Origin of the sequence: Candidatus Nitrosocosmicus agrestis, from assembly GCF_008389435.1 — an archaeon.
Classification (GTDB): Archaea; Thermoproteota; Nitrososphaeria; order Nitrososphaerales; family Nitrososphaeraceae; genus Nitrosocosmicus; species Nitrosocosmicus agrestis.
In genome coordinates, this window is sequence record NZ_VUYS01000018.1 from 21,655 (window position 1) to 36,041 (window position 14,387).

Genomic DNA, 14,387 nt, shown 5'->3' on the forward strand with positions numbered 1-14,387 from the left:
CACTTTCAAAAATTGATTGATCAAGACTGAAACCAAACAGTTGAAAAAATTTTTGATACTGTCCACAATAGTGATCCTTTTTGTACTTGTACTTTCAATTAATTATACCTTAACTTTTGCGCTGGATAATTCAGCAACTTTATCTAACTCCACTGGAATCACCAATCAGGGCTTTTCTGATGAAAAAATACGTTTAGAGCAATTTTCAAATTTCGTCACCTCAAAATTAAATGAAACTATTTCAACCCTTCAGGTGGCAAGTGAGAATCACATTTTGAATAATTTTGATTATAAAGCCAATGTGAGCGAGGTCTTACATGGACTCCCCAACGATATGGAAAAATCTAAGAGAGATTTCTTATCCGACATTATAAAATCAAATCCCGACATCGCTAGCATCTTTTTAGTATTACCTAATGGAAATATCTATCTTGGGGAACCGTTCTCTGATCAGAAACAACTACCTAGACTCAATTTCGCAGATAGAGAATGGTACAAAGGGGTTAATTTGAAAGATGGTTTGTATGTGAGCACTGTATTTTCATCTGCTGCGATAAATGCTCCAGCCATCGCAGTGGCTATCCCTATTATAAATTCTCAGTCAAATGGAACTTCCATTCAATACAACGGCGTCCAATCCGATAAGGCAGGATATTTGGTCGCGATTATGGATTTCAATTATACCCGAGAACTATTATTCAAATATTCCGATAATACTAATGATACCTTTAATTTGGTCGACAGAAATGGCACCGAATTGATAAATTCAAATAACAGTACTTACAGCACCGACTTGAAGTCTTTTTATTACAAAAGTATTATCAATTCTGATAAAAATCTCAAAACAATTAAAAAATATGAATTCAATGATGAACAAGGAACAAAGTTCATTTATTTAATGCCTGTAACAATTACCGGCAATACATGGTACATGGTTATGATAAGCCCCAGATAGTTATTTTATATCTAACATTGTCACTTTCATCATGTTTTTTTAAAAATATCTGCTAATCAATACCGCATAGAGGTATAGAATTTAAACGTGCTTTGGTACCACTCGATTGTTTGACAATGATAATAGTGGTTAGGTAAGAATTTGACTTGCTTATACTTTTATTTTATTTTGATGAGGTCAAATAAAATTTGTTCAAAGATCCTGTACTAACCACCGTCTTGATAAACTATGGCACTGCGGCATTCAGTAGATTTAACCCCATCCTTTGTAGCCAGAATGTCTTTAATCCCTTGAATCATAAACTTGTCCATTTTGGATTTAATTGATGCACTTTCCTGAGCTGATATGAATTTGTTTGGCAAAATTCCTATTTTAAGACTCTGAACTTCTGTGTCATCCGTAGAATTAATATTCCAATCATCATAATATTCTTGAAGGAAGCTTAACTTTCCAAGACCTTTCACAATAACTTTGTCCACACTCGTCTGATTATCCCCCAAAGTCTGCCTGTTAGTGACATTAATCTTACCGGTATCGATGAGAGTGTTGACTTGACTCTGCGGACCACTAAAAGCGATAGGAATAGGAACATCGGGGTTTTCAATTGCCTGAATTTGCATTTTCAATAGTTCTCTCTCTTTGATGTTCTCTAGATTCTTGTACATTGTATATGCATTTCCGAGGAATTCGTAACAATCACCATCCAAGTTAATATTCACATTCTTATGAGGATAAAAGTTGTAAGCTGCAAAAAATAACAGTATTCCACCAATTAATCCCACTATAATTCCTGGAATTATAATTATCTGCAAATTCCGCAAGGCCGGCTATCAAATTAAAAGATTACAAAGTGGTTATTAAAAATAACTACAAAAAAGTAAAAAATATTCATTCAAGTATTACCATGAATTGATCCAAATGAGATGCCTTATACTGTGACCAAACTATTTAGAAAACCAGTCTAGCGGGCATGGATATTTTTTGGTTGATGAACCCTGTAGTATTCTGATTAAAAAAAAAAAGTCCCTGGCATTCAAACTATTATTTGGTACATGTAATTCGCAGTTTCTATTATTGACCTAAATATAATTTGAAAAGAAATTCTGTTCTTTTTGACAGTTTGAATATTTGAGAATTGTGAGTTATCCTTTTATCTGCCCCCACTAATTTATTGTAGACTGTCTCTATATTTTATTAAAAGACTTGGCATTTTTCTTTACCAATTCTCCAAATTTCTCAATGGGGATAGTTTTTATTGGATCCATGATAAAATATTTTTTCTGTTCCATCTTCCCACTCTTGTCCTTTTTATACAATGTATCCAATCTGGACAAATGCTCTTTAATCTCCTTTTCTAGTTCAATATGACACACCTTGCTGTTACTAATGGCCAATAAGGAAGCCTGTAACATTTCTGTTAAATGATCCTTACCTTTTTCTTCATGGAAATGAGGATTTCTAGTTTCTATTTGAAATATTTCAACACCCTTTTCTACAATATCTGGAGAATCAGCTGGGAGTAAGCCACCAAATTTCTCCAAAATATTGATAAATTCGTATGGTTCAATTGAATATCCGCTTGAATAGTTTAAACTTTCAGCCAAAGACATTGACAATGCATGTTCGCCAGAGTTCCCTGTTTTGATAATGTCTGTTTCAAATCCAGTAATGTATGACAGTAAGGCATTGAGATATTTGTTAGTTACTTCTGAAGTTCTTCCCCATTTTGGAAATTTGAGAATATTGTTCCTAATTTTGGGTTTGTATAACCAGGATATTCGTATATTGCTATATGGTGTGGATGCCATGCCAAAACCAACTGCGTAAATCTTACAATACTCGTTAACTGCCCCCGGGAAATAATTGTCACTATCAATAAAACCTACATATTTCTTATTATGCATTTTTGCCATTAAAATGCCTATTATCATACCTTCTGCTTTACCATCTCTTATTTGTTTTTTAGAATCTAGAATCGAAGTGTAATTAACCTCTTCAAATATTTTGGCCAAATCAGGATCCCTCTGATGAATTAAAATTATCTTCTTATCTGCAAATTGAGAGTATTGTTTTATCATCTCCACTTCCATTGAAAATCTATTAACGGGAGAAATTTGACTATTCGAAACTATAACAACCATACACTCATTTGGAATGCCACTCAGCACTCCTTCAATTAACCTCAATCTCTCATTTTTTATTGGAATTACAATTGCTAAATCTTTAAAAATACTAGCAAGTTCGTCATGATCAAAAGCACGAATTGTCCGGTGCCCACCATGAAATTCAGGGGATTTTCCTGAATCCAATTCATAGATTTTCTGAACGGCATGAAGGCTGATAGCTCCTATCCTCTCTGAAAATCTCGGGGGGAAATCAAGTTTCATACCTTCTTATAACTTCTCTCATAATAATACCTATTCCATCAAACATGAGTAAATCATATAATGGTCATTAATCCTACTTTAATTATCTGACTCGAAATGACAAAGAAAACAAAACTCGTTGCATTTGATATGGATGGTACCCTCATTCAAGGAAGACTTATTGAGGTTCTCTCAAGGAAATACCAAATTTCAGACAAAGTAAAATCAATCCAAAACGAAAAATCTTTACTTGGATTTCAAAAAACGGAAATAATTGCCAAACTACTGACTGGTATAAGAGTCGAAGACGTAGTACAATCTATTGATTCAATACCGATCATGCATAATGCCAAAAAAATGGTCGGTTGGTTCAAAAATAATGGCTACTACACCGGCATTATAACTGATAGTTATACTATAGCTGCAGAAGTTGTAGCAAGGAAGTTAGGACTAGATTTTTATGCGGCAAATGAACTTGAAGTTAGGGATGGTATTATAACTGGTGAGATATCGATGCCTTTAGGTTGGGAAAAGAATAATTGTCCATGTCAAATTTCGATATGCAAAAGATATCATCTTAGTTTGTATGCTAACAAATTTGATGTTGAGATTAAGAATACCATAGCTATTGGGGATACCCGCGGTGATATTTGCATGATAAATCATGCGGGCCTAGGAATCGCGTTTATGCCCAAAGATAATGAGATAATAAGGCATAGCAAGAACATCATCCGAAATCCTGACCTAAATGAAATTATGAATTATATGTAGTATATAAAGTGTAATACTTAAATTTGAGTAATGAAGTTATTATTATATCTTGTCATACAATAGTATTTGTTTAGGAAATTTTTAAAATGTGTGGAATTGTAGGAATTTTAAGCAAAAAAGGAGAAAATGTAGCACCGCTTATAGAGAAAATGTTGTCCTGTATGAAGAACAGGGGGCCAGATGGAGTGGGATTAGCTACTGAGGATGAGATCATTTATTCAAATACTTTTGATAAAGTGTTCTTTTCTCAGACAACGGCAAATAGTGTCCTTGGTCATTCTCGCCTCGCAATCGTTGGTGGATCTTGTGGTTCTCAACCTTTCGTAAGTTGTGATAAAAAGCTCGTTTTGGAACACAATGGAGAAATTTACAATTATCGTGATTTAAGAAGGACGTTAGAAACGAGACATGAATTTCATACCTCTACAGATAGTGAGGTGATAATACATCTGCTTGAGGATCATTATGAAAAGACCCATGGAGATTTGCTGGAAGCTGTCAAGCGAACTGTTTTTCAGCTTGATGGTATTTACATTCTAGCAATACGTGAACAGGCAACAGGAAATATTATACTTGTGAGAGATGGTATCGGAGTTAGACAGATCTATTATGGAGAGAATGATCGATTTTTTGCATTCGGGTCAGAGAAAAAGGCATTGTGGAAAATCAACATGTCCCATAAAATTCATAGGTTATTGCCAGGTTATGCTATGTTTATTAAACAATCACCGTCTGAAGGCAATTATGTAACGACACTTCATCCAATTACGGTTAATACCAACAAGTCAATCCGATCAAAGTATCCTATTTTATACAAGGATATAAACTCGGCATTGAATGCTTACAAAGATGCACTTCTTAGGTCTGTTGAAAAAAGAGTGCGAGATTTCGATCGAATAGGGATCGTCTTTTCTGGAGGAATTGATAGCGTAATCGTGGCCTACTTGGCTAAGCAAATGGTTCCTGAAGTAATCTGTTATACTTCCGGTATTAAAGATTCCAACGACATCACAAATTCCATCGATATTGCAGAAAAATTGGATTTGCAGTTAGAAATAAATGAATTATCTGAAGCAGACGTAGAAAAAATGATCCCAGAAATAATAAACGTAATAGAAGATGATAACATGGGTCAGGTTGAAGTGGCCATCCCAATTTATGCTGCGGTAAAGCTAGCTAGAGAACAAGGGATTCGAGTAATGTTAACCGGTCAGGGTGCAGATGAAATATTTGGGGGATATTCATGGTATTCTAAAATTGTCCAAAAATTTGGTTACGACAAGATTTTAGAATACATGATAAAAGATGTTCAGTTACTTTATAAAGAAACTCTTGAAAGAGAGGACAAAATAACAATGTCTCAAAGTATTGAGCTTAGGGAGCCTTTCCTCGATCCCAACTTAATTGACACTGTCTTAAAAATTGACCCACGTTTAAACATCCAAAATAGTGGTAGTAATGAATTTGACACCTTGGGGAAACGAGTTCATAGAAAATTAGCCGAAAATCTGGGTATCCCAAGGGAAATTGCATTTCGGATCAAAGAGGCGGCGCAGCATGGCTCAGGGATACACAATATGTTAGATTCAATTGCAATTAAGAATGGATTTGACAAGTCTGCAATTAAGAACACCTATTTGGAACAACTCAACAAAAGAGAGTTAATGGGTAGTTCGCAAAGGTATGGTCATCTATTTGAAACTGAGCAGATCTGGAATATAGAACCTCACATTCAAATGTACTTGGAAAAAATCGCCTCGAATATTTTACCCACTATTAGTAAGTAATACCCTTATTTTTTTACAATCATTTTTTTTAAACTGCTTTCGACAATCTTAAATTTTATATGTTCTCTTTTCTGATGGTTGTTAATTATCTAGGCTTTTTCTTAATATTTTACAATTTGGATTATGATAATATTTGATATTTAAGGCAGAAGAAAAATCCGGCAGGGAAAAAGTTATCCTACTTTAAAATTTGTAAATCTTGTTTACCTGCTATTAATAAAGTTGAGAACACGTTTTATTGCAATTATTACAATTTTAACAGAAATTTTGGATTTGCTCCTAACTTTGACAATCAACCTTAACAACAAGTCAGACATCGTTCCCCGATGGACTTGATCCTCTACGGGTTCCTCACGGATTAATTTTTCAGGTTGAATAAGTGAATAGTCATACTCTTCACGTTTGATGGGATCTGATAAGATATTATATGCAGTGTTGATCTTTAACATCATTTCATTAGCAAATGGGCTTTTGTTACGATCAGGATGATACTTTAATGCTAATCTTCTATAAGCCGACGTTATGTCTTTAGAAGAAGCATTTTTTGGTATCCCCAGGATTGCGTAAAGATCTAATCTGGTCAATTTTTACACATGCTGTTAAAAGATATATCTCGTTCTTAAATTTGTTCTACTTTGATTTCTTGCGTTTCCACTAAATGCTATAATAAAAAAAGTTGATCACTTTCTTAATATTTTTTCCAGTTCTAAATCGTTAATTTTTCTTTCAGCCTTCTCAGCCTTCTCAGCCTTCTCAGCCTTCTCAGCCTTCTCAGCCTTCACTTTATTATCTGTGGTTCTCATCTGGTAATACCTTTCGTCCCATTTCCCAATGATGATTGTCATTGAATTAATGAGATCATTTATCCCGTCCAGAAATTCTTGCTTTCTTAATCCAGGATAAAACATTACTTTGTAAAGCTTGAGGAAAGGGTGATCTTTGATTATTGACACTTTAAGTGGAAGAATGATTTGATTGATCTCAATATAAGTCAGCTCAATTTCCCTAGCACGATTTTGACTATTCAAATAAATCTCGATATTCTTGTCCAACTCAAAAGTAGTCCTTAAAATAAAACCGTCTTCCAAATTGTCTTGGAACTCGAGATAAAAGGGAGTACTCAGACCAGAAGGATATGGGATTTGAGGAATAACTTCTGCCTGAAATTCAATTCCTGGAATGTTGATAATTTTAGTTTTATCCGTTACTTTAAATCCCCACTTTTGTAACAACTCCGTCAATTCTTTAAATTTTGACGATTTCGTATCTTGAATTGAAATTTTGGATACTTTCTCACTGCTTTCTGAATTTTCTACTGTTTTTGGATTAGATCCTATATCTTTAGTCTCAGTTGATGTAGAGCTAGTTGAAGAGGACATAACGTATTCTAAAATAATGCGTTATTTAAATAATAATACATATGTATTGAATACTTATGGCCTTTCACCGTAAACCAAGTTAGTAAATTCTCTTTCTAAACGAGTCCAAAGTTTTAGACAAGTATTGAGGCTTTTTTACAAAATTATTATTAGTTGTATGTTAGATTTAGTAGGCAGGCATCAGTGGATACTATAATTGATCGATTCAATACAAGCCTTATATGGATAAAAGAGGAATAATAAAAATTTTAATCAGTTTGCATAAGCAATGATTTACTATAATTATAATTCATTCATCGGCAATTACTTTTGCTGATCTGATAAGTGCATAGTCAATGAATCCGCTTTGAGAGGCTGATTTCATTTTTAGAATCGAACTATTTAAAATCTGTTCAAAGAATTTTGGATATCTACTAGTTATTAATTCAAATAATCTTTCTCTATTTTTTATAAAATAATCTGCGAGGGGTATGTAAACCTTTGCTCCGATAAGTTCAACCTCCTGTATACTAAAGCCGCAGCAACTCAAAATATTTTTAATTGAATCAAGGGTATAATGCTCAGAAGCCCAAGTAAATTTTAGAATACCCAAATTTAATAACTCTGAAAAGTAATTAAAGTTATTTTCTTTGGATATTATTGGTATAGCAATTACTAATAGTCCGGACTCTTTTAATACCCTATTTGATTCCATTACAAATTTCTTCAAAGGTTTGAAATGCTGAGCCGATTCAAAGGCTACAATTTTATCCATTGATTCACTCATAATTGGCAATAAAGTAGATGTAGATTCCAAAAGACTTAGTCGGTTGTCAAAGTCATCATTAAAATTCATTTTGAAATTAGTATACAGTCCCCATTCATCTTTTCTGATATTATTCTTGGCTGTTAGTAATTGCCTTCCGCTTATATTGATACTAATAACTTTAAGAAGCGGATACTTCATCAACCAAGATAATGCCGGAGCACAGTACCCACTGCCTACATCTAGAATATTATCAGATTCTAAGAATGAACCAAATTTAGCCAATTTATGGGTCAAATTAAGTTGTGCTTGCAATGGATCAACAGTTTTTCCATCCCAATAACCAAAGTTTAAAAAGCTGCCACCAGTCCCGATTATCATCAGGTCTGAAAATGTATCATAAATACTTTTAACGTCATTTTCATTTCTTCTAAATAATGAAAAAAAAGCAATCTTACCAATTTTGAGTGACAACTATCAAAGACTAATTTTATTAATTTACATAATTAAAAGGTAACGTAAATATTGAGATTTAGATATCGACACATTCATTTTCTTAATTATTTTGATAAAAGGATCGAAATTGTGGCCCTTTGAAATTTGATTCCATCTTATGATTAACATACCATGGACAATCAAGAACCCTGATAGTCCAATTCTTTGTAATTAGATCATTGCTTTAGTTTGATCGTCTACTTCTAGTCCTTTTGAAAAACTTATTGAATTTCTCTACCAACTATTTACCATCATATTATTGACGAAAATAGCAGAATTTTGTTAAATTACGATTATTTTAAAATAACCTATTAATATGCCACCAAAGGTCTTTAATTATTAATGAAACAATCTCGTTATTCAAAATTGTTTATGATACCCATAATCGGAGGAGCAGCTTTATTGGCATTTGCATTGCTAACACCACAGGCATTTGGACAAGAAAGCGGAGCTGGGGATGCAGGATTAAACAAGTCATTATTAGCCGTGGCAGCTGCAATAGCAATTGCTGGTGGGTTAATTGGTACTGGAAATGCACAACAGGGAATTGGTGCAGCCGGTATGGGAATTATCGCTGAAAAGCCAGAAAAATTTGGCCAGGTTTTGTTCTTCTTCGTCATTCCTGAAACTCTATGGATCATTGGTTTCGTTCTTGGTATTATCCTGTTATTGGGTATACTGTAAAAATAGTAATATCAAATGTCTGCCCTCAACACATTTGATGAAGAGATTCAGGACCGAAAAAGAAAGGAACTGTCTGTCCTGAATTCTTTGTTAGAAGAAAAGAAAACAAAGACTCAAGAAATCAAGGCTTTGAAAATAAAGGACATTAAGGAAAAATACGACAATGAAGCTGAAAATAAATCACAAAGAGAATATGCCCGAATTACTGAAAGTGCCAGGTTAGAAGCAAAGAAAATTTTGTTTGATACAATTAATATGAATATGCATTCGGCTTTCGAGACTATTAGGCGCGAAATCAAGAATTATACAAAAAAGGCAGAGTACAAAAAGTCGCTTGAAAACATGGTTAAATATGCTAAAAGTCAATTTGGTGAGGATGTAATAATAAGTTGTAGAGAATCTGATTTGCCAATAATAAAGGAGCTTAATGTAGCCGCTGGACCTCCGATAAACACCATTGGTGGGATAACCGCCACAGACAAAGGAGGAACTAGAGAACTAGACTTGACATTTGAAGAATTATTAGAGAACAATGAAGATGAATTGAAAAACTACTTGTACGAAAAAATGGTTTGATGAAAATGACTACATCCTCTTATTCATCTTCTTATGGAAGATTGCAAGCAATTTCTATTAATTTTTTGTCTAAGGATTTTATTGAAACTTTAGTTAAAGCCGAAGATGTTAATGAAGTCTCTAGGTTGCTCGAATCTACTTGGTATGGCGCTGAAATTGACCGTGCCGCAGCGATGTATACTCCACCTGAATTACTAGAGGTTGCTATTAATCGTCACCTAGTCGAAGTAAACAAGATTGCTCTTGAAGCTACTCCATTTAGCGGAAAACAAGCGATTAGAGCTTACTTTTCTAAATGGGATATCCATAATATTGAACTAATCTTGTCTTCAAAAGTCATTGGTCGAACAATAACAGAAACTGAACCCTTTTTGGTCTCTAGCCGCAATTTTCCGGCTGGAATAACAGCGGGGAATATTCCTCACGATGAAATGAAAATCATACTTTCTCAACCTACGGTTGAGGGAGTGGTTAATCAACTGGTTAAATACAAATATGGTACTATTTTAATTCAAAACCTCGATACGTATCAGAAAACGTCTGACATTAGTCCTATGATGACTGAACTTTTGTCCTTTTACTATACAAATCTCCTTGAAAGTATCAAGTTTTTTCAAGGCGACGAAGGAATTACAAGAGATTTGTTTAGGACTCAAATTGATAAGAAAAATATTTTAACATTACTTAAAGGGAAGGATTCTAAACTAGATCGAGATTTAGTGAAGAAACATTTGATAGAAAACGGAAAAATTCCCATCGACAAACTTATGGAAATTTTCACTGCAAATACAGTTGAGGAGTTCATTAACCGTATTGAAGAACATATTAAATTTGGTGATTTGTTAGATAATTATGTGAAAACTCAAAATCTAGTCGATTTCGAAGTTGCTATGGACAAATATATCAACAATAATTATGTAAGAAAATTAAAAAATATAGCTCTTTCTATTGGAACGATTTTTCATTTTATTATAAAAGCTGAATTTGAATGGGATAATATAAAAAGAATAGCCTATGGAAAGCGTTACAATCTTACACCTGACCGGATTAATTCAATGTTGGTGATGGAGTAAGTAAAAATGTCAAGCAAGAAATCAGATAATATTAAATCGATTGCTGTTATCGGTGAGAGAGAGATAGTAATGGGATATAGGCTATTGGGAGTTGAGGACACATTCGTTGTAAATGATAAAAACGAAGCCGTAAAGAAAATGGATGAACTTTTTTCCTCTCATAAATACAATCTAGTAATAGCAAGTCAGTTTGTTCAAGAATCACTTCCTCAAGTTACCAGGACAAGGATCGAGTCTTCTATAGATCCACTTGTACTCTTTATGCCAGCATTGCAAGGTGCAATACACGAAGAGTCGATAGCCGCATTAGCCAAACGGGTATTAGGAATAAGTTTGGGATAAGTATTAAAATGGGATAATAAAGGTGAAAGGTAAGGCAAGATGTCAAATTCAATAGTTTCGCGTATTTCAGGATCAGTAGTTGTTGCTACTGATGTAGAGGATGCAGAAATGTACCATGTGGTACGCATTGGAGATTTAGGATTATTAGGAGAGATTATTAGATTAGAAGGAAATAAAGCTACTATTCAGGTATATGAGGATACAACCGGAATCAGGCCAGGTGAAAAAATTGTTAATACTAAAAGACCTTTGTCAATTCAGCTAGGACCAGGTTTACTAACTTCAATTTATGATGGTATTCAGAGACCACTAGATGTATTAAGAGAAAAAAGTGGTGATTTTATTGGCAGAGGGGTTACAATACCTGCACTTGATCAACACAAAAAATGGACATTCGTTCCATTGAAAGGAAAAAACGACGAAGTCCATGAGGGAGAAATAATAGGGGAAGTTCAAGAAACCCCATTAATAAATCACAAAATAATGGTTCCATTCGGAATAAATGGTAAGATAACCGATATAGCAGAAGGAAAGTATACAGTAAATGAGAATGTAGCAGAAATCAAAACAGCAACTGGCAAATCAAATGTGGGTTTATCAAATTGGTGGATGGTGAGGAGTCCACGACCAGTCGCTAAAAAGCTGCCTCCAGTCTCTCCTTTGCTGACTGGACAGAGAGTTTTGGATACATTTTTCCCTGTTGCCAAAGGAGGTACTGCAGCTATTCCCGGACCGTTTGGGAGCGGCAAAACAGTAACACAACAACAACTAGCAAAATGGGCGGACAGCAACGTAATTGTTTACATTGGTTGCGGCGAACGTGGAAATGAGATGACCGAAATTTTGACCACTTTTCCTGAATTAGAAGATCCGAAATCAAAAAGACCGTTAATGGAAAGAACCATACTAGTTGCTAACACATCTAATATGCCTGTTGCTGCTAGAGAAGCCAGTATATACACTGGAATCACTATGGGTGAATACTATAGAGATATGGGATATGATGTCGCACTAATGGCCGACAGCACGTCAAGGTGGGCAGAAGCACTAAGAGAAATATCTGGTAGACTTGAGGAAATGCCCGGTGAAGAGGGATACCCGGCTTATTTGGGTCGTAGACTTGCGGAGTTTTACGAACGTGGAGGAAAAGCGGTAGTTACTTCTCCTGAACAACGATTAGGCTCACTAACATTGGTTGGAGCTGTTTCACCTCCAGGTGGAGACTTTTCAGAACCCGTTTCTCAGAATACATTGAGAGTCACCCGTGTATTTTGGGGATTGGATGCAAACTTGGCTTCACGTCGTCACTTTCCATCCATTAACTGGCTCACTAGTTATTCACTTTATGCTGATGATATGGATGACTGGTACAAGAACAATATATCTCCACAATGGACTGCTTTGAGAAAGGAAGCATTGGAAATCCTTCAACGAGAAGCTGAGTTACAAGAAATTGTGCAGTTAATTGGCTACGATGCTTTACCTGAGCCAGAAAAGGGAATACTTGATACCGCTCGTTCGATTCGAGAAGACTACTTACAACAGAGTGCTTATGATGAAGTTGACACGTATACCTCCATCAAAAAACAGTTTTTGATGCTCCAGACCATACTGGAATTTGGACGATTGGAAGCCGAAGCAATCAAGAAAGGTGTTCAATCAACAAAGATTGGTACTTTACCAACCCGGAAAGAATTGTCAATGATAAAGTGGACAAGAGAAGAAGAAGTAAATGCTAAAGTAGAAGAAATTAAGACTAATATGAGTAAGCAATTTAAAGAATTAATTATGGAGGTTGCACGCTAAATGTCTAAAATAGCTTATAAAAATCTGTCAAAAATAGCCGGACCGCTTATTTTCGTCGAAGGGGTAAGAGATGCTGCTTATGGTGAGATGGTAGAAGTTAAACTAGCAAATGGTGAGAGAAGGAAAGGCCAAGTGCTCGATACAAGAGAAGGCTTAGCGGTTGTTCAAGTCTTTGGGCAAACCTATGGACTAGGAACAGATAATACATCAACCAAATTCGTAGGTGAAACTGCGATGATTTCCGTTTCTGATGAGATGCTAGGGAGAACTTTTGATGGACTAGGTAATCCGAGGGATAATGGTCCAAAAATTATATCCAAAGAAAGATTCGACTTGGTCGGTTCTGGAATAAATCCTTACTCTCGAGAAGAGCCATCTGAATTTATTCAGACTGGTATGTCAAACATTGACGGTATGAATACTCTTGTTAGAGGTCAAAAATTACCTATATTTTCAGGAGCGGGTTTGCCTCATAATCTACTGGCTTCTCAGATTGCACGTCAAGCCAAGGTGTTGTCCTCCTCTGAATCTTTTTCAGTGGTTTTTGGCGCCATTGGTATTACTAGTGAAGAAGCAAACTTTTTTGTCAAACAATTTGAAGAAAGTGGAGCACTTGGACGTAGTGTGTTGTTTCTGAACCTATCATCAGATCCCTCAATGGAGCGTATCCTTACGCCTAGGTTAGCCTTGACCACTGCGGAGTTCCTGGCTTACGAAAGGGAAATGCATGTTCTTGTGATCTTGACTGATATGACTAACTACTGCGAAGCATTGAGAGAAATTTCTGCTGCTCGTGAAGAAGTACCAGGCAGGAGAGGGTATCCAGGATACATGTATACCGATTTGGCATCAATTTATGAAAGAGCTGGCAAGATAAAGGGTCGAAAAGGCTCTGTTACGCAAATTCCAATATTGGCAATGCCTGCAGATGATATTACACATCCCATACCTGATTTGACCGGTTACATTACTGAAGGTCAAATAGTAATGAGCAGAGAATTGCACAGGTTAAATATTCAACCTCCCGTAGACGTCTTGACAAGTTTGTCCAGATTGATGAATCAAGGTATTGGCAGTGGAAGAACTAGGGAAGATCATCGTAACCTTGCCGATCAGTTATATGCTGCATACGCACAAGGTAAAGATGCTAGAGCATTGGCTGCAATTGTAGGTGAAGAGGCCTTAAGTGATATAGACCGAAAATTCTTGGCAATTGCAAACAACTTTGAAAGAAAATTTGTTAATCAAGGGATTGACGAAAATAGATCAATAGAACAAACGCTTGGAATCGGCTGGGAACTACTATCAGATCTACCAGAATCTGAAATGAAGAGAATCAAACCTGAATTTATTGCTAAATACAGGAAAAAATCTCTAGAAGTCGAATCTGAAAAAGAGGAGTAAGAAT

Annotated in this window: 14 protein-coding genes; 9 read left to right on the top strand and 5 right to left on the bottom strand. The window is 35.3% G+C overall.

The features are described from left to right. Positions 1 to 52 precede the first annotated feature (52 nt). Positions 53 to 955 carry a PDC sensor domain-containing protein gene (locus F1Z66_RS11470; RefSeq protein ID WP_159357413.1) on the top strand — a complete coding sequence of 301 codons (903 nt, stop codon included), beginning with the start codon at positions 53 to 55 and terminating at the stop codon, positions 953 to 955. A 206-nt stretch (positions 956 to 1,161) separates the two neighbouring features. On the opposite strand, the gene F1Z66_RS11475 is transcribed toward F1Z66_RS11470, so the two are convergent. Both F1Z66_RS11475 and mpgS read right to left on the bottom strand, forming a co-directional pair. Then, complete coding sequence (locus F1Z66_RS11475) at positions 1,162 to 1,767, bottom strand: hypothetical protein (RefSeq protein WP_149863766.1); 606 nt, start codon at positions 1,765 to 1,767, stop codon at positions 1,162 to 1,164. 372 nt (positions 1,768 to 2,139) lie between these two features. After that, the gene (gene mpgS / locus F1Z66_RS11480; protein WP_149863767.1) at positions 2,140 to 3,342 is read right to left on the bottom strand and encodes a mannosyl-3-phosphoglycerate synthase; all 1,203 of its coding nucleotides are present in this window, start codon (positions 3,340 to 3,342) and stop codon (positions 2,140 to 2,142) included. A 96-nt stretch (positions 3,343 to 3,438) separates the two neighbouring features. Between mpgS and F1Z66_RS11485 the strand changes: the two genes are divergently transcribed. Next, positions 3,439 to 4,092, top strand: coding sequence for an HAD family hydrolase (locus F1Z66_RS11485; protein ID WP_149863768.1), 654 nt, complete (start codon positions 3,439 to 3,441; stop codon positions 4,090 to 4,092). Between the two features lie 86 nt (positions 4,093 to 4,178). Then, positions 4,179 to 5,879, top strand: coding sequence for an asparagine synthase (glutamine-hydrolyzing) (gene asnB / locus F1Z66_RS11490; protein WP_149863769.1), 1,701 nt, complete (start codon positions 4,179 to 4,181; stop codon positions 5,877 to 5,879). 203 nt (positions 5,880 to 6,082) lie between these two features. On the opposite strand, the gene F1Z66_RS11495 is transcribed toward asnB, so the two are convergent. The 3 genes from F1Z66_RS11495 to F1Z66_RS11505 form a co-directional block, all read right to left on the bottom strand. Next, positions 6,083 to 6,463: a DnaJ domain-containing protein gene (locus tag F1Z66_RS11495; protein ID WP_149863770.1), complete on the bottom strand. Its 381-nt coding sequence runs from the start codon at positions 6,461 to 6,463 to the stop codon at positions 6,083 to 6,085. A gap of 96 nt (positions 6,464 to 6,559) precedes the next feature. After that, positions 6,560 to 7,258, bottom strand: a complete 699-nt coding sequence (locus F1Z66_RS11500; protein ID WP_149863771.1) for a hypothetical protein — start codon at positions 7,256 to 7,258, stop codon at positions 6,560 to 6,562. A gap of 289 nt (positions 7,259 to 7,547) precedes the next feature. Then, positions 7,548 to 8,477, bottom strand: a complete 930-nt coding sequence (locus F1Z66_RS11505; protein ID WP_201448553.1) for a class I SAM-dependent methyltransferase — start codon at positions 8,475 to 8,477, stop codon at positions 7,548 to 7,550. A gap of 363 nt (positions 8,478 to 8,840) precedes the next feature. Between F1Z66_RS11505 and F1Z66_RS16095 the strand changes: the two genes are divergently transcribed. The 6 genes from F1Z66_RS16095 to F1Z66_RS11535 are packed head-to-tail and all read left to right on the top strand — an operon-like array spanning position 8,841 to position 14,383. Then, positions 8,841 to 9,182 carry a hypothetical protein gene (locus tag F1Z66_RS16095; RefSeq protein WP_201448552.1) on the top strand — a complete coding sequence of 114 codons (342 nt, stop codon included), beginning with the start codon at positions 8,841 to 8,843 and terminating at the stop codon, positions 9,180 to 9,182. 15 nt (positions 9,183 to 9,197) lie between these two features. Then, the gene (locus F1Z66_RS11515) at positions 9,198 to 9,758 is read left to right on the top strand and encodes a V-type ATP synthase subunit E (RefSeq protein WP_149863772.1); all 561 of its coding nucleotides are present in this window, start codon (positions 9,198 to 9,200) and stop codon (positions 9,756 to 9,758) included. Between the two features lie 5 nt (positions 9,759 to 9,763). Next, positions 9,764 to 10,831, top strand: a complete 1,068-nt coding sequence (locus tag F1Z66_RS11520) for a V-type ATPase subunit (protein ID WP_159357412.1) — start codon at positions 9,764 to 9,766, stop codon at positions 10,829 to 10,831. 6 nt (positions 10,832 to 10,837) lie between these two features. Next, the gene (locus F1Z66_RS11525) at positions 10,838 to 11,173 is read left to right on the top strand and encodes a V-type ATP synthase subunit F (protein WP_149863774.1); all 336 of its coding nucleotides are present in this window, start codon (positions 10,838 to 10,840) and stop codon (positions 11,171 to 11,173) included. A 39-nt stretch (positions 11,174 to 11,212) separates the two neighbouring features. After that, positions 11,213 to 12,979, top strand: coding sequence for a V-type ATP synthase subunit A (locus F1Z66_RS11530; protein ID WP_149863775.1), 1,767 nt, complete (start codon positions 11,213 to 11,215; stop codon positions 12,977 to 12,979). After that, the gene (locus F1Z66_RS11535) at positions 12,980 to 14,383 is read left to right on the top strand and encodes a V-type ATP synthase subunit B (RefSeq protein WP_149863776.1); all 1,404 of its coding nucleotides are present in this window, start codon (positions 12,980 to 12,982) and stop codon (positions 14,381 to 14,383) included. Positions 14,384 to 14,387: the final 4 nt, after the last annotated feature.

Coding starts and splice junctions, on each gene's coding strand:
- mpgS (WP_149863767.1), bottom strand. CDS start 3,342: ATGAAACTTGATTTCCCCCCGAGATTTTCAGAGAGGATAGGAGCTATC.
- F1Z66_RS11485 (WP_149863768.1), top strand. CDS start 3,439: ATGACAAAGAAAACAAAACTCGTTGCATTTGATATGGATGGTACCCTC.
- asnB (WP_149863769.1), top strand. CDS start 4,179: ATGTGTGGAATTGTAGGAATTTTAAGCAAAAAAGGAGAAAATGTAGCA.
- F1Z66_RS11500 (WP_149863771.1), bottom strand. CDS start 7,258: ATGTCCTCTTCAACTAGCTCTACATCAACTGAGACTAAAGATATAGGA.
- F1Z66_RS16095 (WP_201448552.1), top strand. CDS start 8,841: ATGAAACAATCTCGTTATTCAAAATTGTTTATGATACCCATAATCGGA.
- F1Z66_RS11515 (WP_149863772.1), top strand. CDS start 9,198: ATGTCTGCCCTCAACACATTTGATGAAGAGATTCAGGACCGAAAAAGA.
- F1Z66_RS11520 (WP_159357412.1), top strand. CDS start 9,764: ATGACTACATCCTCTTATTCATCTTCTTATGGAAGATTGCAAGCAATT.
- F1Z66_RS11525 (WP_149863774.1), top strand. CDS start 10,838: ATGTCAAGCAAGAAATCAGATAATATTAAATCGATTGCTGTTATCGGT.
- F1Z66_RS11530 (WP_149863775.1), top strand. CDS start 11,213: ATGTCAAATTCAATAGTTTCGCGTATTTCAGGATCAGTAGTTGTTGCT.
- F1Z66_RS11535 (WP_149863776.1), top strand. CDS start 12,980: ATGTCTAAAATAGCTTATAAAAATCTGTCAAAAATAGCCGGACCGCTT.